21 protein-coding genes and 2 pseudogenes are annotated in these 21,711 nt (G+C 65.5%); 16 read left to right on the top strand and 7 right to left on the bottom strand.

The annotated features are described in order from the left end of the window. Positions 1–149 precede the first annotated feature (149 nt). Positions 150–2,315, top strand: coding sequence for an acyl-CoA dehydrogenase (locus tag A9W99_RS16190; RefSeq protein ID WP_067380830.1), 2,166 nt, complete (start codon positions 150–152; stop codon positions 2,313–2,315). A 79-nt stretch (positions 2,316–2,394) separates the two neighbouring features. On the opposite strand, the gene A9W99_RS16185 is transcribed toward A9W99_RS16190, so the two are convergent. Further along, the gene (locus tag A9W99_RS16185) at positions 2,395–3,069 is read right to left on the bottom strand and encodes a helix-turn-helix domain-containing protein (RefSeq protein ID WP_067379941.1); all 675 of its coding nucleotides are present in this window, start codon (positions 3,067–3,069) and stop codon (positions 2,395–2,397) included. 133 nt (positions 3,070–3,202) lie between these two features. On the opposite strand from A9W99_RS16185, the gene A9W99_RS16180 reads away from it, so the two are divergent. Then, positions 3,203–4,039 carry a class I SAM-dependent methyltransferase gene (locus A9W99_RS16180; protein WP_067379938.1) on the top strand — a complete coding sequence of 279 codons (837 nt, stop codon included), beginning with the start codon at positions 3,203–3,205 and terminating at the stop codon, positions 4,037–4,039. Positions 4,040–4,057: 18 nt separating this feature from the next. Here A9W99_RS16180 and A9W99_RS16175 read toward each other — a convergent pair whose 3' ends face one another. Both A9W99_RS16175 and A9W99_RS16170 read right to left on the bottom strand, forming a co-directional pair. Then, a complete protein-coding gene (locus tag A9W99_RS16175; RefSeq protein ID WP_067379936.1) occupies positions 4,058–4,318 on the bottom strand; it encodes a hypothetical protein in 261 nt (86 codons plus the stop codon). A 174-nt stretch (positions 4,319–4,492) separates the two neighbouring features. Continuing rightward, positions 4,493–4,837: a Zn-ribbon domain-containing OB-fold protein gene (locus A9W99_RS16170; protein WP_067379934.1), complete on the bottom strand. Its 345-nt coding sequence runs from the start codon at positions 4,835–4,837 to the stop codon at positions 4,493–4,495. Between the two features lie 59 nt (positions 4,838–4,896). Between A9W99_RS16170 and A9W99_RS16165 the strand changes: the two genes are divergently transcribed. From A9W99_RS16165 to A9W99_RS16135, 7 genes are all read left to right on the top strand, one after another. Beyond that, positions 4,897–6,090 carry a thiolase family protein gene (locus A9W99_RS16165; protein WP_067379931.1) on the top strand — a complete coding sequence of 398 codons (1,194 nt, stop codon included), beginning with the start codon at positions 4,897–4,899 and terminating at the stop codon, positions 6,088–6,090. A 22-nt stretch (positions 6,091–6,112) separates the two neighbouring features. Next, positions 6,113–7,579, top strand: coding sequence for a FadR/GntR family transcriptional regulator (locus A9W99_RS16160; RefSeq protein WP_067379929.1), 1,467 nt, complete (start codon positions 6,113–6,115; stop codon positions 7,577–7,579). Between the two features lie 127 nt (positions 7,580–7,706). Continuing rightward, complete coding sequence (locus tag A9W99_RS16155) at positions 7,707–8,687, top strand: sensor histidine kinase (protein ID WP_067379927.1); 981 nt, start codon at positions 7,707–7,709, stop codon at positions 8,685–8,687. An 8-nt stretch (positions 8,688–8,695) separates the two neighbouring features. After that, positions 8,696–9,112 (top strand): DUF302 domain-containing protein, encoded by a 417-nt coding sequence (locus tag A9W99_RS16150; protein WP_067379925.1) that lies wholly within the window; start codon positions 8,696–8,698, stop codon positions 9,110–9,112. Positions 9,113–9,528: 416 nt separating this feature from the next. Further along, positions 9,529–9,753, top strand: coding sequence for a hypothetical protein (locus A9W99_RS16145; RefSeq protein ID WP_156623132.1), 225 nt, complete (start codon positions 9,529–9,531; stop codon positions 9,751–9,753). Between the two features lie 32 nt (positions 9,754–9,785). Then, entirely contained in the window at positions 9,786–10,514 is a 729-nt protein-coding gene (locus tag A9W99_RS16140) for a prolipoprotein diacylglyceryl transferase (protein ID WP_172828889.1), read from the top strand. 196 nt (positions 10,515–10,710) lie between these two features. Further along, positions 10,711–11,211 (top strand): homocitrate synthase, encoded by a 501-nt coding sequence (locus tag A9W99_RS16135; RefSeq protein ID WP_067379915.1) that lies wholly within the window; start codon positions 10,711–10,713, stop codon positions 11,209–11,211. 23 nt (positions 11,212–11,234) lie between these two features. Here A9W99_RS16135 and A9W99_RS16130 read toward each other — a convergent pair whose 3' ends face one another. Together A9W99_RS16130 and A9W99_RS16125 are read right to left on the bottom strand one after the other, a co-directional pair. Beyond that, the gene (locus A9W99_RS16130) at positions 11,235–12,995 is read right to left on the bottom strand and encodes a CocE/NonD family hydrolase (protein ID WP_067379911.1); all 1,761 of its coding nucleotides are present in this window, start codon (positions 12,993–12,995) and stop codon (positions 11,235–11,237) included. A gap of 226 nt (positions 12,996–13,221) precedes the next feature. After that, positions 13,222–14,703 (bottom strand): cytochrome P450, encoded by a 1,482-nt coding sequence (locus A9W99_RS16125; RefSeq protein WP_067379908.1) that lies wholly within the window; start codon positions 14,701–14,703, stop codon positions 13,222–13,224. Between the two features lie 127 nt (positions 14,704–14,830). Here A9W99_RS16125 and A9W99_RS16120 point away from each other — a divergent pair, with 127 nt between their 5' ends. Both A9W99_RS16120 and A9W99_RS16115 read left to right on the top strand, forming a co-directional pair. Then, on the top strand, positions 14,831–15,487 hold the full coding sequence (locus A9W99_RS16120; protein WP_067379907.1) for a TetR/AcrR family transcriptional regulator: 657 nt from the start codon (positions 14,831–14,833) through the stop codon (positions 15,485–15,487). Positions 15,488–15,513: 26 nt separating this feature from the next. Further along, a complete protein-coding gene (locus tag A9W99_RS16115) occupies positions 15,514–16,395 on the top strand; it encodes an SDR family oxidoreductase (RefSeq protein WP_067380827.1) in 882 nt (293 codons plus the stop codon). Here A9W99_RS16115 and A9W99_RS16110 read toward each other — a convergent pair. Together A9W99_RS16110 and A9W99_RS16105 are read right to left on the bottom strand one after the other, a co-directional pair. Beyond that, positions 16,392–17,450: a DNA polymerase IV gene (locus A9W99_RS16110; protein ID WP_067379898.1), complete on the bottom strand. Its 1,059-nt coding sequence runs from the start codon at positions 17,448–17,450 to the stop codon at positions 16,392–16,394. The genes A9W99_RS16115 and A9W99_RS16110 overlap by 4 nt on opposite strands. Then, the gene (locus A9W99_RS16105) at positions 17,447–18,055 is read right to left on the bottom strand and encodes a TetR/AcrR family transcriptional regulator (protein WP_067379895.1); all 609 of its coding nucleotides are present in this window, start codon (positions 18,053–18,055) and stop codon (positions 17,447–17,449) included. The genes A9W99_RS16110 and A9W99_RS16105 overlap by 4 nt, the downstream gene beginning before the upstream one ends. 89 nt (positions 18,056–18,144) lie before the next feature. Between A9W99_RS16105 and A9W99_RS16100 the strand changes: the two genes are divergently transcribed. The 5 genes and pseudogenes from A9W99_RS16100 to A9W99_RS27800 all read left to right on the top strand — a co-directional run. After that, positions 18,145–18,705, top strand: coding sequence for an NAD(P)H-dependent oxidoreductase (locus A9W99_RS16100; RefSeq protein ID WP_067380824.1), 561 nt, complete (start codon positions 18,145–18,147; stop codon positions 18,703–18,705). A gap of 447 nt (positions 18,706–19,152) precedes the next feature. Beyond that, a complete protein-coding gene (locus A9W99_RS16095; protein ID WP_067240163.1) occupies positions 19,153–19,392 on the top strand; it encodes a redoxin NrdH in 240 nt (79 codons plus the stop codon). A 64-nt stretch (positions 19,393–19,456) separates the two neighbouring features. Continuing rightward, a complete protein-coding gene (gene nrdI, locus A9W99_RS16090) occupies positions 19,457–19,969 on the top strand; it encodes a class Ib ribonucleoside-diphosphate reductase assembly flavoprotein NrdI (RefSeq protein WP_253869922.1) in 513 nt (170 codons plus the stop codon). After that, positions 19,939–20,496: pseudogene (locus A9W99_RS27805) on the top strand (ribonucleotide reductase N-terminal alpha domain-containing protein); the annotation flags it as partial. The gene nrdI and the pseudogene A9W99_RS27805, both read left to right, overlap by 31 nt. A 6-nt stretch (positions 20,497–20,502) precedes the next feature. Beyond that, positions 20,503–21,690, top strand: a pseudogene (locus A9W99_RS27800) (LAGLIDADG family homing endonuclease); the annotation flags it as partial. Positions 21,691–21,711: the final 21 nt, after the last annotated feature.

Raw genomic sequence — 21,711 nt, 5'->3', positions numbered from 1 at the left:
TCGGCGGGTTCGCGCTCAACCGGAATAAGTACACTCTTTCCAAAACCGCCTCGACGACGACGCGGGCTGCGAAGCGGCCTGAGGAGGAGCGAGGCAATCTACCGGGCCTGGCAACGAAGCGGGCCGTGGACAGCCGCGAGGAGGCCCCGATGGGTATCGCACTGACCGACGACCATCGTGAACTCGCGGAGGTTGCGCGCGGGTTCCTGACCTCGCAAAAAGCGCGCTGGGCGGCGCGATCGCTGCTCGATGCCGCCGAGGAGGCCCGGCCCGGGTTCTGGCACGACCTGGTTGAGCTGGGCTGGCTCGGGTTGCACGTCGACGAAGAGTACGGCGGCTCGGGGTACGGGCTGCCCGAACTGGTGGTGGTGGTCGAAGAGCTGGGTCGCACGGTGGCGCCGGGCCCGTTCATGCCGACCGTGATCGCCTCGGCGGTGATTGCCAAAGACGCTGCACCCGAACAGAAGTCGCGGCTACTGCCCGGACTGGTCGACGGAACGGTCACGGCCGGCATCGGTCTGGACGGCGGGGTGCAGGTTTCCGATGGCATAGCTGAGGGCGAGGCGGGCATCGTGCTCGGCGCCGGGTTGGCTGACCTGCTGCTGGTGGTTGCCGGGGATGACGTTTTGGTGCTGGAACGCGATCGAGAGGGCGTGTCGGTAGAGGTTCCCGACAATTTCGATCCCACGCGGCGCTCCGGACGGGTGCGTCTGCAGCAGGTCAGCGTGACGGACGACGACATCTTGCCCGCGGCGCGCGAGTCCGTCCTGGCCCGCGCACGGACGTTGCTGGCCGCCGAGGCGGTCGGGGGAGCGGCCGACTGCGTCGAAGCCGCCGTCGACTATGCCAAGGTGCGCCAGCAATTCGGGCGCACCATCGCCACCTTCCAGGCGGTGAAGCATCACTGCGCCAACATGCTCGTGGCCGCCGAATCGGGTATCGCGGCGGTGTGGGACGCCGCCCGTGCGGCCGGAGAGGACGAGCAGCAATTCCGGTTGGCGGCCGCGGTGGCGGCGACGCTGGCGTTCCCCGCCTACGCACGCAACGCGGAACTCAATATCCAGGTACACGGCGGAATCGGCTTCACTTGGGAACACGACGCGCATCTGCATCTGCGCCGGGCGCTGGTGCTCACCGGCCTGTTCGGGGGAGACGCGCCGGTCGGCGACGTCTTCGATCGCACCGCGGCCGGCATCGCCCGGGAAAACAGCCTGGACCTGCCGCCCGAGGCCGAAGAATTGCGCACCCGCATCCGTGCCGATGCCGCCGAGATCGCGGCCCTGGACAAGGCGGCCCAGCGCGAGAAGCTGATCGAAACCGGGTATGTGATGCCGCACTGGCCCAAGCCGTGGGGACGCGCCGCCGACGCGGTGGAGCAACTGGTGACCGAGGAAGAGTTCCGCGCAGCGGGCATCAAGCGCCCCGACTACGGGATCACCGGTTGGGTGATCCTCACTCTGATTCAGCACGGAACTCCTTGGCAGATCGAAAGATTCGTGGAGAAGGCGCTTCGCAAGGACGAGGTCTGGTGCCAGCTGTTCTCCGAGCCCGACGCAGGCTCGGATGCCGCCTCGGTCAAGACCCGCGCCACCCGGGTGGACGGCGGCTGGAAGATCAACGGACAGAAGGTGTGGACCAGTGGGGCGCAGCACTGCGCGCGCGGGCTGGCCACCGTCCGCACCGACCCGGAGGCTCCCAAGCACGCAGGCATCACCACCGTGATCGTCGACATGAAGGCGCCCGAAGTCGAGGTGCGGCCATTGCGGCAGATCACCGGCGGCGCGGAGTTCAACGAGGTGTTCTTCAACGACCTGTTCGTTCCGGACGAGGATGTCGTCGGTGCGCCCAACTCCGGCTGGACGGTGGCGCGAGCGACGCTCGGCAACGAGCGGGTCAGCATCGGTGGCAGCGGGTCTTTCTATGAAGGGTTGGCGGCGCAGCTGGTGCAGCTGGTGATGCAGCGGGGAGATCGCTTGGCGGGCGCGAGGATTCGCGTCGGGCGGTACCTCGCCGAGGAGAACGCATTGCGCTTGCTGAACCTGCGCCGGGCCGCGCGCAGCGTCGAAGGAGCGGGTCCGGGTCCCGAGGGCAATGTCACCAAGCTGAAACTGGCTGAGCACATGATCGAGGGCGCCGCGATATCGGCGGCCCTGCTGGGGCCCGAGCTCGCACTGACCGATGGGCCCGGCGCGCTGGCCGGGCGGATGATCATGGGCGCCCGCGGCATGGCGATCGCCGGCGGCACCTCGGAGGTGACCCGCAATCAGATCGCGGAGCGGATTCTCGGGATGCCCCGCGACCCGCTGATCAACTAAGTGTGGCGAGCAGACGCAAAATCACCCGAAACCCGTTGATTTTGGGTGATTTTGCGTCTGCTCGCCGCCGCTCGGCCTGCTAAGCCGGGCGCGGCACGGCCGCCAAGGTTGATTGCCCGAGCCAGCGCGGTATCGCCCGGCGGGCATCGCCGGCACCGTGCACGGTCACGCTGCCGTTGAGCATCGCGCGCGACCACGACACGTCACCGCGCCACAGCTGGGTCAGCGTGCGCAGGCTTGTCTCGACCGTCGCGGCCACCTCGTAGCCGGGGTCGAAGTCGCAGACGTCTGCCGTCCCTTCAGACACCATCAGCCACCAGCAGGAGGCCTTGGCGGCGACTCCGGTCAGTCGGAATGCCACGACCGTGCGCGCCCTTGGCCAGGCTTCGACGGGCACAGTACGGCGAATGTCCCACATCAGCAGATGCGGATCCAAGTCGTCGTCGCCGATCTCGGGGATCCAGCGAACGCCCCACTCGCCAAGCGCGTTCACCACACCGGCGAGTTCCTGGCCGCAGACAGTGAGCGAATACGACGTGCGGCCGTCGAGCTCATGGCGTTCGACGATGCCGGCCCGGCTCAGCGACTTCAGCCGCTTGGACAGCAGTGCCGGCGACATCTTGGGCAGCCCGCGCCGCAGGTCGTTGAAATGCGTACTGCCTTTGAGCAACTCTCGCACGACGAGCAACGTCCACCGTTCGTCAAGCAACTCCATCGCCTTGGCCATTGGGCAGAACTGGCTGTATGTCGACATATGTCCAGTAGACGCTGCGGCAGCGCGATGCACTAGTACAGATATTGAACTTCCGCTGGTTCACATTTGGCAGTGCAATTGATTCATTGGCCAGCCCGACGATCGCGGCCACCAAACGGAAGGGAATCTCGATATGACCGCAGCGACAGGAACCGGCCCAGCAACCGCCGATCGGGGATATGAAAGCAAGCATCGGGCGCTTTGGGCGCTGGGTGATTACGTCAATGTAGCTACCGAAGTCGTGGCACCGCTGGGCCCGATGCTGGTGCGGGCCAGCGGAATCGGCGCGGGTGACCGCGTGCTCGACGTCGCTGCCGGCTCCGGAAATGCATCCATACCCGCGGCGCTGACCGGCGCCGACGTGATCGCCAGCGACCTGTGCCCGGACCTGCTGGAGCGCGGCCGTGCGATCGCCGAAGCCCGCGGCGTGAGCCTGACCTGGCAGGAGGCCAACGCCGAAGCGCTGCCGTTCGAGAACGACCAGTTCGACGCGGTCTTATCCTGCATCGGCGTGATGTTCGCCCCGCACCACCAAGACGCCGCCGACGAGCTGGTTCGGGTATGCCGGCCAGGCGGGCTCGTCGGGCTGATCAGCTGGACCCCGGAAGGCTTCATCGGCCAGATGTTCGCCACGATGAAGCCGTTCATGGCTGCACCGCCGCCCGGTGCGCAGCCGGCGCCGCTGTGGGGCAGTTCAGATCACGTGTGCGGACTACTGGGCGATCGGGTCAGCGACTTCAGCGCTGAACGCCACACACTGCGGGTGGACCGGTTCGCCGACGGCGCGGCGTTCCGCGATTACTTCAAGGCGAACTACGGGCCGACCATAGCGGCCTACCGCGGGCTCGAGGGCGACCCGGAGCGGGCGGCGGCGCTGGATGCTCAGCTGGCCGAACTCGGCGACCGGTACCTGGCCGGGACAGCGACGATGGAGTGGGAGTTCCTACTGGTCACCGCGCGAAAACGCTGAGCCGACGTTTCGCCGGGTCTAGCCGGTCATGCTCCGACTGTCCAGATAGAGCGGGAAGAACAGTTCCACCAACAGCAGACAGCACACGGACCATCTCGCCGGCGTACGCACTTCGAATGACTCCATCGAATACACCACCGGGTTTCCGCGTTGTGCCTGCTCTTTGGCGTCGAGGTAGACCCAGGTGGCGACGGCGCCCAAAATGATGAGGAAAACGGCGGATATCACCGCAAATCGGGCAAAACCGTCACTCGGAAGCATCAATGGGAACGTGTTCATCTAGCGCGGACGCCTTTCTCCAACCTCTGATGTGCACACTGCAAGGCAGCGGGCAAGCGCCGGTGAGGCGGGGCCGCAGACGGCCGGACCCCATCCGTCATTGGGGAACAGTATGCACACTCACGCAAGCTTGCGCGCAACTATAAGCGGACTCGCAGCGGAGCCACCAAGCACTCAAGCCGGCGCGAACAACGGCGCGCCGCCGCCGCCGCGCTCGGCCCGGGCGTCCACCGGCATCCCGCACTTCACCGAATCAGGTTCGCAGTCAACAATATTGGCCGCAAGCCGGAGCCCACTCTGTTCGGCAAGTTCGACGATGGCGATCACATAGGGAGTCGGGATCTCCGGGTTGTAGGGGTGGTAGTTGATCGTGTAGGTGAACACCGTGCCGCGTCCCGATACCGGGCGGGGCACCAACGCCCCGCCGCAGTCGCGGCATTCGCCGGCGGACGGATGCACCCAGCGCGCGCATGCGTCGCAGTGGTCGACGAGTAGCTCAGACGTCGGCTCGGCAGGCACGGCCAATACAGTACACTCTATTAGCTTTGGCGAATTGCGGGCCTCACGGAGGGGTGCAGATGAGCTATTTCGAAAAAGACGCGATCGTCTCCGGCATCGGCATCTCTCGAATTGGCCGTCGCACCGGCATCCCCGGATTCGATCTGACCATGGAGGCGGTGCGGGCTGCGATCGCGGACGCCGGCCTGGCCGCCGCCGATGTCGACGGCATCGCCACCCTCGGTGACACACCGCCCGGCGAGGTCAACGCCGCCCTGAACATCGAAGCCGCCGATTGCGGAAGCGGATTCGGCACGGGCGGTCTGCTCAGTCCGGTGATGTCGGCCTGCCGTGCGGTCGCTGAGCGCCGGGCCCGCCACGTGGTGATCTACCGGACGATTCAGATGCTGGGTGGCACCGTTCCGGTGAAGCAGGAAGAGAACGCGCCCGCCCCGGCCCTTGCGCGGATGTTCGAAACCCCCGAGGGTGCCCCGCGCCCGGCAGTCGGTGCGATGGACGACGTCACGGACCTTGTTGCGGCCCAGGCATATTCCGCGGCGAACTGGTTGGCGCTGAACTGCCGTCGGCACATGGAGCTGTACGGGACCACCAAAGAGCAGCTGGGCTGGGTAGCGCTCAACGGCAGGCGCAACGCCGCACTGAATCCGCTTGCGGTCTACCGCGATCCGATGACGATGGCAGACTATCTGGGCGCGCGTCCGGTGTCGACGCCGTTCGGGCTGCTGGACTGCGACGTTCCCATCGACGGTTCGATCGCGGTCGTCGTCTCGCACTCGGAGTACGGTCCCGACTGTCCGCACCGCGCCGTGGCGGTGGAGGCGATCGGCGGGTCAGACGGGGCCGGCGGATGGTTCCACCGCGACGACTATCCCAAGATGGCCATGTCGGATGCGGCGGGGCAGATGTGGTCCCGAACGCAGCTGAAGCCGGCCGACGTCGGCGTCGCCGAGTTGTACGACGGGTTCACGTTCCTCACCCTCGCGTGGCTGGAGGCCCTCGGGGTATGCGGCGACGGAGAAGCGGGCCCGTTCGTGGAAGGCGGTGCGCGCATCGCGCGCGAGGGTCAACTGCCGCTGAACACCTACGGCGGGCAGTTGTCAGCCGGACGCATGCACGGCTACTGGGCGCTGCACGAGGGGTGCCTGCAGCTGCGTGGCGAGGCGGGTGAGCGGCAAGTGTCGCAACGACCGGAGGTCGGCGTCGTTTCCGTGGGCGGTGGTCCCGTCGCGGGATGCATGTTGCTCACATGCTGAGAGCGCTTGCAGGAGAACCTAATTGAGTGTCCAGCCGGTCACCGGTCGAGGGGACAAGCGGGCTTCGCGAGTCGCCCGCAGCATCGAGGCCGACATCGTCCGCCGCGGCTGGACCGTCGGCGAATCACTGGGCTCCGAACACTCCCTTCAACAGCGCTACGGCGTCAGCAGATCGGTGCTGCGGGAAGCCGTTCGCCTTGTCGAACACCACCAGGTCGCGCGGATGCGGCGCGGACCCAACGGCGGGCTGCTGATCTGCGAGCCGGACGCCGGCCCGGCGACCCGCGCCGTCGTCATCTACCTCGAGCATCTGGCCACCACCATCGAAGAAGTGCTCAACGCACGGTCGGTGCTCGAGCCGCTGGCCGCCTCTCTTGCCGCCGAACACCTCGACGAACCCGGAATCGAGCGACTGCGAGCGGTCCTGCGCGCGGAAGCGCACTGGCAACCCGGTCAACCCGCGCCGCGCGACGAATTCCACGTCGCGCTGGCCGAGCAATCCAGAAACCCTGTGTTGCACTTGTTCGTCGACGTCTTGATGCGCCTGACCCGGCGTTACCTGCGGGACCGGGGCAGCGGGGCGGCCGCCGAAGCGATCGACCGCATGCGCCGGCGCTGTTCGGAGGACCATTCGGGAATCGTCGCCGCCGTCACCGCCGGGGATTTCGCGGGGGCCAAGACGCTCACCGAGCAACACGTCGAGGCGGTGAGCGCATGGTTGCAGACCTATCGCGCCCCCGCCGCCACGGACCGGGCACGGCAGCCACCGCGGGTTTCCCATGTCGAGGCGACGCGCGAAAAGCTGGCGGAGGTGCTGGCTGCGACCATCGGCGACGAGATCGCCGCGGCCGGCTGGCAAGTGGGCTCGGTGTTCGGGACCGAGACGGCCCTGCTGGAACGCTATGGGGTGAGCCGCGCGGTGTTCCGTGAAGCGGTGCGATTGCTGGAATTTCATGCCGTCGCTCACATGCGCCGCGGGCCCGGCGGAGGCCTGATCGTGACGAAACCCCGGGTACAGGCCAGCATCGACACCATCGCGCTCTACCTGCAGTACCGTCAGCCGAGCCGTGAGGACCTGCGCTGTGTCCGCGACGCTATCGAGATCGACAACGTCTCGAAGGTCACCGCGATGGTGGCCGGGGTCGCCGAGCCTGAGCCCGAAGTCGCGGCCTTCCTCGAGTCCGCCGAGGTTGCGTCTGCTCGCGAGCCCGACGATGTCCGCCAGGCCGGCGTCGAGGAATACCGGTTTCACCGCGGATTGTCGCGGCTGGCCGGCAACGCGGTGCTGGATCTGTTCCTGCGGATAATCGTCGAGTTGTCCCGCCGGCACTGGGCCAGTACCGGCCAGGCGTTGCCGACGTGGAGCGACGTCGTCGCCGTCGAGCACGCTCACTGCCGGATTCTCGAAGCGATCGCGGCCGGCGATGAAAGCCTGGCCCGCCACCGCATCCGCCGTCACCTGGACGCCGCGGCCTCCTGGTGGCTATAGCGGCAGATGTGATTCTCGTCGAGTCCGGGAGGTCAAGAGGTATATCGAACGCCCGCTTGGGGTACCCGCACACATGAAGTGCCGGTCCAGCAAGGCGCCGGCGTAAACCAAGGGCGGGGACGCTGAAATGACGTTGACCATCGAGAGCACCGAGACCACGCAACGAAACTTCGTTCACTCGGCGCTGCTGTACCGCACTCAGCGTGAGTACGTGGACTTTGTGGTGGGTTTCGTGGTTGACGGCCTGACGGCGGGTGAGCCAGTGTTGGTGGCCGTTCCCGGCGACGAGTTGGCGTTGCTGGCCGGTTGGTTGTGGCGCACCTGTGATGGACTGCCCGCCGGCCTGCGTTTGGTCGACATCAGCGACGTGGCCCGCAACCCCAGTCGTCTGCTGACGCTGGCGAGTTCGTTCGCCGAGGAATATCCGGATCGGCGGGTGCGGGTAGTCAGCGAGGTCGTCTGGCCCGGCCGCAGCGTCGACGAGCGCCTCGCCTGCGCGCAGCACGAGGCATTGATCAACACGGATTTGTCCGGTGACCTGATCACACAGTTGTGCCTGTACGACGCGCGCGGGCTGGACGCCGATGTGCTGGCGGATGCGCGCGCCACCCACCCGATGCTGTGGCAGTGCGGATCTGCGCACCCCAGCGCCGACTACGCGCCGCACGAAGTGGTGGCGCGTTGCAACCAGCCGCTACCGTCCAATCCGGGCGCGGTCAAGTATCTCGTCAGAGACAGTGCGGACCTGCGTCCGGCGCGGTTGTTCGCCGTCGACTATGCCGACTGGGTCGGACTGTCTCGGGGCGGCACCGAGGACCTGCAATTGATCGCAACCGAGCTGGCCTCGAACAGCTTGATGTACACGCCAGGGGCCTGTCAGTTGGCGTTCTGGCGACACGGCGACCATTTGGTCTGTGAGGCACGCGACACCGGACGGTTCGACGATCCGCTGACCGGACGCCGTCTACCGGGCGCAGAAGGTATGGCCAGCCGCGGACTGTTTCTCGTCAACGCCATGGCGGATCTGGTGCGTACCCACACCACTGCTTACGGCACCACCATCCAGGCGTATCTCCGGTTCGAACCGTCGCTCGGGCCAGTCGGATAAGCCCGGCGATGGGCGTCTCGCTGTCGACAACGCTGCAAACCTCGTTTGAGGACGCTGTCGAGCGAACCCGGGCGGCGTTGGCACGGCAAGGCTTCGGCGTGCTGACCGAGATCGACATGAAGGCAACGCTGAAGGCAAAGCTCGGCGAGGACATGGAGGACTACCTGATCCTGGGCGCGTGCAATCCGTCGTTCGCGCACCAGGCCGTCAACGTCTACCGGCCCATCGGGGTGCTGCTGCCGTGCAATGTCGTTGTCCGCGAGGACCCGGACGCACCCAACTCGGTGATAGTCGAGGCGATGGACCCCAAGCTGATGGTCGACGTGACCAACCAGCCGGGGCTCGACGAGATCGCCGGCGCGGTGCGCGGCCTGCTCGACGGAGCCCTTCAGGAGATTTCGGAAGGCTCTTCTCCCGGCGGGTAGTCAGGCGCGCCCGGCGGCCCCGCCAGGAACCGCTGAAGCAGTTCCCGACGTGTCGTCCGCGTCAATCGATCAGTCGACCGCTGGCGAAGTTATGGCCGTCTCAGGTGATCCCTGGGCCGTCCCGATCTCCGGTGCTGGCGCCGTTTCCTGGCACCCGGTAGGCAGCAACATCGCTATCAGTCCGGCGGCGATTGTCGCGGCGGCCTTCAGAATCCTCTTGCGCTTCGCGTTCATCGGAGTGCCTTTCAATTACGGGCGAATGGCCACATTTTCGCGCCGCGGCCACCACCGGATGCTATCGCTTTACGCAGCACCACGGAACGGTTTATTCTATTTGAGTCCAATAACTTAATCGGGCCTCGTGCGCGTGGTGGATATACCCGCCGCGCCCAGCAGAGTGCGGCCATTCTGGCCGCTTGTGCCGCGATGAGATGAACCTGGCCGCACGGCCCCGGGTGGGTGCTGAACACGCCATTCGGCAATCCGCTCAAGGCAGATCGCCCGAATTGAAGTTTGATTTGGCGATGGTGCGATATCTTGACGTCTGTCCGGAAGACATCGCGATCGGCGGCGTGCGCTACATGATTGATCTGATTGCATACCGAGCAGCAATTGTCTGGTCAACTGGTGGGCTGACGTGAGCACACCGACGTCGACGCGGTCGTCGCGATGGTTGGGACGCCGCTACCTGTTTCGCGTTGGGCGACTGAGTGTTCCGACGTTCGCGGCACTGCTGTACTTCGGCTTTGCCTGCGGCGTGGTACTCGGTGGATACGAAACGGGCCTCGGTTACTCGCGTTTTGCGGTGTCCGCTGTAATCCTTCTCGTATTTGCGCTGGCCGGTGCCCGAATCTGGTTCCTCATCGGTCATCCGAAATATGTCACCGACCGTACCGGTGGCGTGCGCTTAACAAACGCGGGTGCCGGCGCCTATGGCGGTTTGGTGCTCAGTTTTGCGGTGTCCTGGCCCGTGCTGCGGCTCATGGGGTTGGAGTTCTGGCGATTCTGGGATGGCACGGCCATTATCATGCTGGTCGGAGTGGCCATGACGCGTATCGGGTGCCTGATGAATGGTTGTTGTTCGGGACGCGAAACTCACGGGCCCATCGGCTTGTGGTTACCCAATGACCGCGGCGAATGGAAGCGTCGTTATCCGACGCAACTCTTCGAGGCAGGTTGGGCAGCGATAATTTTGGGTGTCGGGCTGTACTCATATGCACCATCCGAGCGCTCGGGATTGTTGTTTCTCGGTTCAGTCGCAGCGTATGGAATTGGCAGGTTCGGCCTCGAGCTGCTGCGCGCAGACGCGTCGAGCACCGCGCTGCCGACCCGTATCAATGTGGCGTTCTCAGCAATACTGACGGTGGTTTGTCTGGCCGCCTTCACGCTGAGGCTGCGTTAGCCCTGGTAGTGGCCGCGGCAGCCGCAAAACGAGGTTGCATGGTCGTCCTGCGAGGGCTAGCCTCGGACCTCGTGCGTCTTCTCGATCGAGCCGTAGTAGCCAGCACCCGCAGCGGGGTCTGATCCAGACCGACCCCCCGCTGTGGGTCGGAAGCTACTGCCGTCGGTCACTCCTTTGACCAGAGAAGACCGGCATCATGACACCTCTTCCTCACACCCTGAGCGCATGTCGGTGCAGCGCTACCGCTTGGTTCGGCGAGCGCTTCGGCGCGGCGATGCCACTCGGATTGCGCGCACAAGCCGAGGTGATGTCCTGGGAGAGCTTCGTCGCCACCTATGGCCACACCGCCGGCCCGCTGCGGCTGGGCCACTGGGCCTGCACCGACGCCGAGCGGCCCGCCGGCCGGCTCGGTCCACAGGCACGGCGGTTCCGGGCCATGATCGCCGTCGGCGATTCCATCAACACTGCGACGGCCTCCGCGAGCGGACCGATCGCTGCGCTCACCGCGATGCTGCATGAGCGGGGGATCGCAATCGAAACGTTGAAGTTCCATCAGCTGCAGTCGGGCTGCGATACCGCCACCTTCATCTGCGGCACGAACGGCGACCGCGCGAAGTGGGCGATGGGCTGGTCGAACGATCCCACTCAGTCCGCGCTACGCGCGCTGATCGCCTGCGCCAACCGCCTCCTCGCCTAGCTGGTGGTGCGTGCTCGCGCTGGCTAAAGCGCGTCCGGGTCGGCCAGTGGGACGACGATATGCGACGGCGAAGCACCACCCTGCTGGAGTTGGTAGCGACCGCCGAGCAGGGCGCGGCGGGCGGGCTTGGTGGGCACCAGATGCGGAAAGTCATACGTGGTGACGGTGAGGCGCAGTCGGTGGCCGGGCGCGATCAGCGCGGCCGTCGGGAAGATCTCCAGGTCGTAGCGGGTGAGCTCGCCGGGGAGGACGGGCAGCGCCGCCGTTTGGGTGCTGTAGTGATGGGGCCGCAGTACGGTGCCGTCGGGCAGGTACCAGGTGCGCTCGGGGTCCAGCGTGCGGTGTGAACCCAGCAGGGCTCCTTGGGTGAGCGGGCGGCTGGCGCCGTCCGGGGCGACGTCGTCGAGGTGCGCGACCCACAAAGTCTCGGTGGTGGTAGCGGTGGCGTGGATGGTCAGTGCGATCGGCCCGGCGACCAGACGCGCATCGGTGAACGGTTCGGTGGTGTAGGTCAGCGCATCGCGTTGCAGGCGCCGGTTGTCCTGGTCGTAGCGAATGACCCGGCCTCCGCGGGAGAACATGTAGCTGTTCATCCCTAGCGTCCACTGCTCGAGGCTGCGTCCCGAAAGTGGGCCGTGTGCCACGTAGTCGAGGGGCGCCGTGGTGATGTCCGGTGAGCTGTCCTGGCTCAGGCGGCCCGAGTCGGACAGGTAGAAGCGGGTCGGCGTCGCCTCGGCCAGCGGGTAGCCGTCGGTGCGGTACCACTGCGAGCTCCCGATCGCCTGAAAGACGAACGGCGGCCCGGAAACTTCGGCGGCAGGCTCGTCCCTGAGCCAGTAATCGAACCAGCGCAACTGCAGCGCATTGAGGTGCAGCCCGCCGAAGTCCGAGACGTGATACCAGGGGCCCATCATCAGCCGCACTCGATCGGACAGCGGCTGGCCGGGTTGCATCGGCGCCTCGTCGGGCAGGCCTGCGAACGCGTTCTGCAGCGCCGCGTAGTTCAGCGGCGCGCCACGCTGGAATGCGTCGTGCCAGCCCCCGACCAGGAAGACGGCCACACCGTTGGCGGCGATCTTCGGCAGCACCAAGCCCGGTCGCAGGGCATCCCAGAACGGCCCGTCCCAGGCGGTCTCGCCGCCGGACATCGCGTTGGCGATCAGAGGGCGAAAGTACTGTCGCTGGTCGCGTCCGCGTTGGCGCACCGCGGCGAAGCCACCCGATCGTGGTCGCGTGTGCCCGCCGCGGGTGAACAACTCCAATGTCGGATTCACCACGTTCAGCAGCCGGTAGACGGCCCCATATGCGCGTACCGTGCGCAGATGCGGCACTCCGCCCATCGCGGCGGCATCGCGATAGAAGTCGCGGGCCGCCATCACCGGAAAGATCGCTTTCAGCGGCGAGTCCGCGCCCACCGCGGCCGCGGTGAACAGTTGATTGATCGCCAGGTAGGAAATTCCGAACATGCCGACGCGGCCGTTGCCCTCCGGCAGGCCGGCAGCCCAGTTGACCAACTCCGCCCCGTCCTGCGCCTGCCTATCCTCGAACATCTCGAAGGAACCGCCCGACGCGCCGGTCCCCCGAACATCGACCATCACCTCGATATAGCCCCGTTTGACCAGGTACGGGGTGGCACCGCCGCCGATCTGGGCGGCCGGCGGCGGCGCCTTCTTGCCGTAGGGCGTTATCGACAGCAGCACCGGGAACGGACCCGCGGCGGGCTGCCCGGTCTCCGGCACGGTGGGGTAGTGGATGTCGGCGCGCAGCTCCGCACCGTCGCTCATCGGTACCGCGACGTTGTGGCGGACGCCAACACCGTACGCGGCAGGCCTGGGCGTCCACTCGGGTGTGAACGGCGACGGACTGGTCTTGCGCGGGCGTCTGGCCGCGGTTTTGCGCCTGGAGCGCAACCCGGGTCGCAACACTGCCATCGTTACCTCTCTACGGCGGGCACACGGAAAGCCCCTGTCTCGTGGCGCAATTGAGGGGCTTTTCCTATTGCTCGCGTTATTAAAGCGGACGCAGCACGATCGGCATGCCGTCTACCGGTATCGGCATGCCACCGTAGTCCCAGCGCGGCTGGTAATCCGGCCGCGGCAGCTCGAGGCGGTAGCGGCGCAGCAACCGGTGCAAGATCGTCTTGACCTCCAGCCGCCCGAACACCATCCCGATGCACTTGTGCGCGCCGCCGCCGAACGGTGCGAACGCGTAGCGGTGCCGTTTGTGCTCACTGCGCGGCTCGAGGAACCGCTCGGGGTCGAACTTCAGCGGGTCCGTCCACAGCTCTGACAGACGGTGATTCATCCCGGGATAGGCGATCACGTTGGTGCCCTTAGGGATGTAGTAGCCCAGCAGGTCGGTGTCGCGCACCGTCTGCCGCATCGCCCACTGCACCGGCGTCACAATCCGGATCGACTCGTCCATCACCAGATCGAGCGACTCCAGCTTCTCCAGCGACTCGATGTCGAGCGGGCCGTCGCCCAGGCGGTCGGACTCGTCCCGGCAGCGCTGCTGCCACTCCGGGTGCGCGGCAAGGTGATACGCCATCGTCGTCGCGGTGGACGTCGACGTATCGTGGGCCGCCATCATCAGGAAGATCATGTGGTTGACGATGTCCTCGTCGGAGAACTTGTTGCCGTCCTCGTCCTCGGTTTGGCACAACACCGACAGCAGGTCGTTGCCCTGCTTGCCGCGTTGTTCCCTGACTCGCTCGCGGAAGTAGTTCTCCAGCAGCTCACGCGCCTTGAGGCCGCGCCACCAGGTGAACGGCGGCACGCTGGTGCGGATGATCGCGTTACCCGCGCGGGTGGTGACGGTAAACGCCTTGTTGACCTTGGTGACCAGCTCGTGGTCGGTGCCGGGCTCGTGACCCATGAACACCATCGAGGCGATGTCCAGGGTGAGCTCCTTCATCGCCGGATAGAGCAGGAAACGCGCGTCGTTGGCCACCCAGTCGTTGGCGACCACCTGCGACACCACGTGATCCATCTGCTCGACGTAGCTGACCAGCCGGGAGCGGACGAACGCCTCCTGCATGATCCGCCGGTGGAACATGTGCTCGTCGAAGTCGAGCAACATCAGACCCCGGTGGAAGAACGGTCCGATCACCGGGACCCAGCCCTGCTGGGAGTAGTCCTTATTGCGGTTGGAATAAATGACCTGAGCTGCATCTGGCCCTAATGCCGCGACGCCGGGCAGCACCGGCGAGTCGCCGAACACGACCGGGCCCTTGGTCCGGTACAGGTGCAGCACGTAGTCGGGCCCCCCGCGCAACATCTCGATGATGTGCCCGATGACCGGCAGTCCCGCGTCGCCCAGGACCGGCTTGAGTCCACTGCCCTCCGGCGGCTCGGCCAGCTTTCGCTCCGGGAACTCCGTGTTGAGCAGCCTGCGTTCCACCAATCCCATGCCGGGGAAGTTGTTGATCGACGGGGTGAAACGGCGCCGTGCCTGGTCAAGCAGGTAGTGCGGGGTGCTGATGGTGGCGACCATTAACGCTCCTTTGCGGTTCCGCTTTGAGTGAGCGGTGTCACTTATTTCATCTATACTTCGGATAAACTTGACGGCTGTCAAGTTTGCTTTTCGATCGTCGTGGGGCAAGGTCAGGGTGTGATCAAGGGTGGATAGCCGGGCCGCCAACGCCGTCAATGAGGAGTCTTCGCCGGCCCTGCGCCGGCGTGGTGACAAGCAACGACAGGCGATCCTGCGGGCCGTGCGGGAATTGCTCGAGGAAAGGCCGTTCGCCGAACTCTCGGTCAGCACCATCAGCCTGCGAGCCGGGGTGGCCCGATCCGGCTTCTACTTCTATTTCGACTCCAAATATTCGGTGCTGGCGCAGATTCTGGCCGAGGCGGCCGAAGAGCTTGAAGAACGCACGCAGTATTTCGCTCCCCGCCAGCCCGGGGAATCACCGGAGCAGTTCGCCAAGCGGATGGTAGGAAGCGCCGCCGCCGTCTACGCGCACAACGATCCGGTGATGATGGCGTGCAATACCGCCCGCCACACCGACATAGAGATCCGCGACATTCTCGAACAGCAGTTCCAAGTGGTGCTGCAAGAGATCGTCGCGATCGTCGACGCCGAGGTGAAAGCCGGGACCGCCAACCCGATCAGCGATGACCTGCCGACGCTGATCCGCACGCTGGCCGGCACCACCGCGTTGATGTTGACCGGTGACCATCTCCTGGTCGGTCGCGACAGCGGCCTGGAGCGCCGCGTGCGGGTGCTCGAACAGTTGTGGCTCACCGCGCTATGGGGCGGCTCACCCAAGGTGTAGTCGATACCGCCGGTATGGTCTCCGGCATGGCGCAGACGGCTGGGCAATCTAAGGAGCGGTATTTCACCGGCAAGCGGTGTTTTGTCACCGGTGCGGCCAGTGGCATAGGCCGGGCCACGGCATTGCGGCTGGCGGCGCAGGGTGCCGAGCTGTATCTGACCGACCGCGACGAAGAGGGTTTGGCGCTGACCGTGTCCGACGCACGCGCGCTGGGCGCGGAAGTGCCTGAACACCGCGCTCTGGATATCTCCAATTACGAAGAGGTGGCGGCGTTCGCAGCTGACATACACGCCAGCCACCCCAGCATGGACGTCGTGATGAACATTGCCGGCGTCTCGGCCTGGGGGACCGTCGACCGGCTGACGCACGACCAGTGGACGCGGATGATCTCGATCAATCTGATGGGCCCGATCCACGTGATCGAGGCATTCCTGCCGCCCATGGTGGCGGCCGGCCGGGGCGGGCATCTGGTCAACGTGTCGTCGGCGGCGGGCCTGGTCGCGCTGCCGTGGCATGCCGCCTACAGCGCAAGCAAGTACGGATTGCGCGGACTTTCCGAGGTGCTGCGCTTCGACCTCGCGCGTCACCGCATCGGGGTTTCGGTCGTCGTGCCGGGGGCGGTCAAGACACCGCTGGTCAACACGGTGGAAATCGCCGGCGTGGACCGCGAAGACCCCAAAGTCAGCCGGTGGATCGACCGTTTCAGCGGCCACGCGGTATCGCCGGAAAGGGCGGCCGAGAAAATTGTGGCCGGAGTCGCCAAGAACCGATACCTGATCTACACGTCGCCGGACATCCGCGCGTTTTACGCCTTCAAGCGGCTGGCGTGGTGGCCCTACAGTTTGGCGATGCGGCAGGTCAACGTGGTGTTCACGCGCGCGCTTCGGCCCACCCCAGTGCGTCGCTAGTCGGGCATCTCGAGTTCCAACCGCACGCCCAGTAACCGGATCGGACGGTCCAACTCGAACAGGTCCAGCACGTGGAGCACGGCCGTCGTGATGACGTCGGGATCGGTGCTGGGTGTTGTCAGCTTGCGGATTTTAGTGCGGGTGTAGAACGTCGCGGTCCGGACCGTCACCGCCACCCGTGTGACGATGCGGCCCGCTGCCACTACTTCATCGAGCGCTCGTCGGGCCAATTCGGTTATCGCCGAGTCCATTTCGGCTCGGTCGGTCAGGTCCCGCGGGAAAGTGACGACGTGGCTGCGAGAGCGCGGCACCCACGGTTCGGCGCTGACATCCGTATCCCCGCCCCCCTTGGCAAGCAGCAACAGCGACAGCCCGGTGCTCGGGCCGAAGACAGACGTCAGCAGCTCGGCATCGCTGTGCGCAAGCTCCCAGACCGTGGTAATGCCCAGGACGGCAAGCTTTTTCGCCGTCTTAGGGCCGACTCCCCATAGCGCGTCGACCGGACGCTCGGCCATCAGCGTCATCCAGTTCGCGTCGGTCAGGGCAAACACCCCGGCCGGTTTTGCGAAGCCGGTTGCGACTTTGGCGCGTTGCTTGTTGTCGCTGATACCCACCGAGCAGGACAACCCGGTCTCGGTGAAGATGACGGTGCGGATCTGTTCGGCGACTTCGGCAGGATCGGCTGGAGCAGCGACGGCGACATAGGCCTCGTCCCAGCCCCACACCTCGACCGGGTGTCCCAGGTCGCGTAACAATGCCATCACCTGGTCGGACGCCTCGTCGTAGGCGGCTGAATCGGACGGCAGAAACGTCGCTTCTGGGCAGCGGCGCGCGGCCTGGCGCAGTGGCATGCCGGCGCGCACCCCGAACTCGCGGGCCTCGTATGAGGCGCAGGTGACGACCTTGCGGGGTTCGTTCGGGTCGCCATTGCCGCCGACGATGACCGGCAGGCCGACCAGTTCGGGGTGGCGGCGCAATTCCACGGACGCCAGAAATTGGTCCAGGTCGATGTGCAGGATCCAGGGCGCTGCCGGTCCGGCCACTTCCGTACTCATCGACCGCAGAGCTTGCGAGCCAGGCTTCCCCACGCCTCGCTCAGCGTGTCGAGGGTGTGACCGCCGTCGTTGAGTTGATGTTCGACGTAGTCGGCGTCGAGCAGCGCCAGCAGTGCGTCTGTCTGTGCGTCGAGGTCACCGGTGGTCTGGGCCGACTGGAGCAAGACTCGCACGTGTGTCCGGGTCACCGCCGCGGCCGGTCCGTAGCGGCTCGACGGGTCCCGGTTGGCCGCCGACAGCAGCGCGTGGTGAGCATCCGCGAAGCACATCCGTTCGCGACCGAACGCCAGCAGGCGGTCCAGCGGCGGCGCGTCGGGCCCCAACGGCGGCGGCCCGAACAAAAAGGCTTGTTGACTGGCCCGTTCATCCTCGTCGAGCAGCACCATCATCAGACCGGCCCGGCTGCCGAAGCGGCGGAACAGCGTGCCCTTACCGACGCCGGCAGCCGCGGCGATGTCGTCCATCGTGACCGCATCGGCGCCGCGTTTGGCAATCAGGTCGCGAGCAACCTTGAGCAACAGAGCGCGATTGCGCGCCGCATCGCTTCTCCCTTTTGGACGTTCGTGGGCCAGCTCCTGCGGAGCGGACACCGGCAACTCGTCCACAGCAGCACTCTAACGCGCACGGAATAAAGCGGACCATAGTCCGGTTTGGTCGTGCAAAGATGTACATCAACTACCGAAGGGAACCGGACATGGCCGACATCAAAGTCTTGGCGCTCGTGGGCAGCCTGCGCGCGGCGTCGATCAACCGCCAGATCGCCGAACTGGCGGCGGCGGCGGCTCCGGACGGCGTCGTGGTGACGGTCTTCGAAGGGCTCGGCGAGCTGCCGTTCTACAACGAGGACATCGACCCGGCGATGAACGCCGCGGCCGGAACGGCGCCGGCCGCGGTGGCCGCCCTGCGGGCCGCGGCCGCCGAATCGGATGCGGCGCTGGTGGTGACCCCGGAATACAACGGCAGCATCCCCGCGGTGGTCAAGAACGCGATCGACTGGCTCTCGCGGCCGTTCGGGGATGGGGCGCTGAAAGACAAGCCGCTGGCGGTCATCGGCGGCTCGATGGGCCGCTACGGCGGGGTGTGGGCGCACGACGAGACGCGCAAGTCGTTCGGCATCGCCGGCGCGCGCGTGATCGACGCCATCAAGCTGTCGGTTCCGTTCGGGACCCTGGGCGGCGATGCCGTTGCGGAGAATGCCGAACTTTCCGCAAACGTGCGCGACGTCGTCGGCAAACTCGCCGCCGAAGCCGGCTGAGAGCGGTAGTCCCGGCTTTGCTGGCGCCTGGTCTGCGAAACGCGTGCAGCGGTGTTTGTCGGTGCCTGCTGATATACCCGGAGGTACGCGCAGCGCCCGGAACGCATGTGATCTGCGACACGCCGGGCGGCGCGCGGCAGACAGCCTCGCGACCAGGGAATTTCAAAAATGTTATTCAGAACATCTTGTATCTCGACAACTTGTCACCCACTAGGTGTAGTGTTTCGAGGGCCAGCAGAACCCAGCATCACCGAGCCAGCCAGGCCTGGGGAAGCTCCCGGAATCGGCTTGAACAGTTCGCAGCCACAGCTTCGACGGGATAGCCGCAGGATGGGAATTTGGGGGCTTGACGGGCCGCTGAATACAGCGCAGACGCATCACCAGAGTAGTTGCCAGTTCGTGACAGTCCCCAACCCGCCATCTTCCCGCAAAGGAGCGGTATCTCCGATGAGCATCACCGTCTACACCAAGCCCGCATGCGTGCAGTGCAGTGCCACCTACAAGGCGCTGGACAAACAAGGCATCGCCTACGACACGGTCGACATCACCCTGGACCCCGAGGCGCGCGACTACGTCATGGCACTGGGGTATCTGCAGGCTCCCGTCGTGGTGGCAGGCGACGACCACTGGTCGGGTTTCCGGCCGGATCGCATCAAGGCGCTCGCCGCGGCCGCGCTGAGCGCCTGAGCGGCAGACGATTGGTAAGGAGGTTGCGGTGCCCATGGATACCCGGGGGCGCAACCCAGCTTGGATGAGTGCCGACCCGTCCCCCTCGCCGCTCGGCGGCTGGGGGTGCCCCCAACGCCCGGCTGCGCCGCGCTTGCGATCGTCACTGGTCTATTTCTCCAGCGTGTCGGAGAACACCCACCGCTTCGTCCAGAAGCTGGGTGTTCCCGCCACGCGGATACCGCTGCATGGCCGAATCGAGGTCGACGAGCCGTACGTGCTGATACTGCCCACGTACGGCGGCGGCCGTGCCACCCCGGACATCAACGACGGGGGCTATGTCCCCAAGCAGGTCATCGCGTTCTTGAACAACGAGCACAACCGGTCGTTGATCCGCGGCGTCATCGCTGCGGGCAACAACAACTTCGGCGCCGAATTCGCCTATGCGGGCAACGTGGTCTCCCGCAAGTGCGGCGTTCCGTACCTCTACCGCTTCGAACTGATGGGAACCGCCGACGACGTCGACGCCGTCCGCGCGGGTCTGGCTGACTTCTGGAAGGAACAGACGTGCCCCCAACCGTCACTGCAGAGCCTGTAACCGCTCCAGCGCACGCGCTGCCCGACGAAACGGATTACCACGCGCTCAACGCGATGCTGAATCTGTACGACGCGGACGGCAAGATTCAGTTCGAGAAGGACCGGGAGGCGGCCCACCAGTACTTCCTGCAGCACGTCAACCAGAACACCGTATTCTTCCACAATCAGGACGAGAAACTCGACTACCTGATCCGCGAGAACTATTACGAGCGTGAGGTTCTCGACCAGTACTCACGCAACTTTGTCAAGACGCTGCTGGACCGTGCTTACGCCAAGAAGTTCCGGTTCCCGACGTTTCTCGGCGCGTTCAAGTACTACACCTCTTACACGCTCAAGACGTTCGACGGGAAGCGCTATCTGGAGCGTTTCGAGGACCGCGTGGTCATGGTCGCGCTGACGCTGGCGTCCGGCGACACCGCGTTAGCTGAGAAGTTGGTCGACGAGATCATCGACGGCCGATTCCAGCCTGCCACACCGACTTTCCTGAATTCCGGGAAAAAGCAACGCGGTGAGCCCGTCTCGTGCTTTCCTGCCGGAACGCCGGTGGATACTCCCGAAGGGCCGAAGGCGATCGAGACTTTGCGGGCAGGTGACTGGGTGCTTTCGCACGACGGATCCTTCTCCGTCGTCGAGTCCGTCGTCGAGAACCCCAACGACCAAGCGCTCGTATCGATTTCACACTTCGGGCACGGGGAGCCAATCCTGTGCACCCCCGAGCATCCGATCCTGGTGTGGACCACGCGCGAGGTGCAGACACTTATCGACGGCGATGGCGCCGACCCGTTCAACGGATTCGTTTGGTTGGCTGCCAAAGACATTCGCCCCACAGACTTCGTCGTGACAGCAGCACCGCTGGAGGGACGGACGCGGCGGGTCTATGACCTGATGGAGTACGTTGGCGCGGGCGAATACGAAGAGGTCGACGGGCTCATACGTAAGGTCAACACCGATCGGAAGCACCGCGACAAGCAGCGCCACCACATGCGCTTCGTATCCGTGAATCGCTACGTTGAAGAGTCGTACGACCTCGGCCTTATCCTCGGCTGGTACGTCGCTGAAGGCCATATCTCCAAGCGATCGGGACCCGCGGACCGGACCGCCAACGGCATCCACTTCACGATCGGCACACACGAACTCGAGTATCAGCAGGAGTTGGCAGCGGCGTTCAAGCGCGTGTTCGCTGCGGACCTCGCCGTCCACCAGAGTGTGTCGGACCAGTCGGTGCGAATGATTTGTAACAGCAAGGTCGTTGCGTCGCTATTCCTTTCCATGGTCGGCAATGGATATCACTTGAAGCGGTTGTCCCATGACGTATTAACGGCCGACGAAGAGTTCCAGCGAGGATTGCTGGCCGGCTTGTTCCGCGGCGACGGGTGCAGCACCACCGGCGGCATGGTGCTCGACCTGGTGAATGCGGAGCTGATTGATCAGGTTCAGCTTCTTTTGCGCCGAGTCGGGATCGTGTCCAGGGTCCGCCAGTACGTCAACCGATCGGCCAACGTGACGGGACAGGTGTTCGTGCCCGGTCTGCCCGGCGCCAACGAAGACTTCATCTTCGATGTCGGTAAGAACCTGCACAACTATGTCGGCCAGAAGGGGACGTCGCGCACCACTTATCAGGTCGTGCATGGGCGGCACGTGTACGGAATCCGCGAGCTGAAGCGCACACAGGATGTTCCAGCGAAGGTCTACAACCTCCACGTCAACGAGACGCATACGTACACCATTCGCGGCACCGTTGTG

Origin of the sequence: Mycobacterium sp. 1164966.3 (genome assembly GCF_001665395.1) — a bacterium.
Lineage (GTDB): Bacteria > Actinomycetota > Actinomycetes > Mycobacteriales > Mycobacteriaceae > Mycobacterium.
Note: the sequence above shows the minus strand (reverse complement) of the source record. Positions and strands in the feature narration are given on the sequence as shown.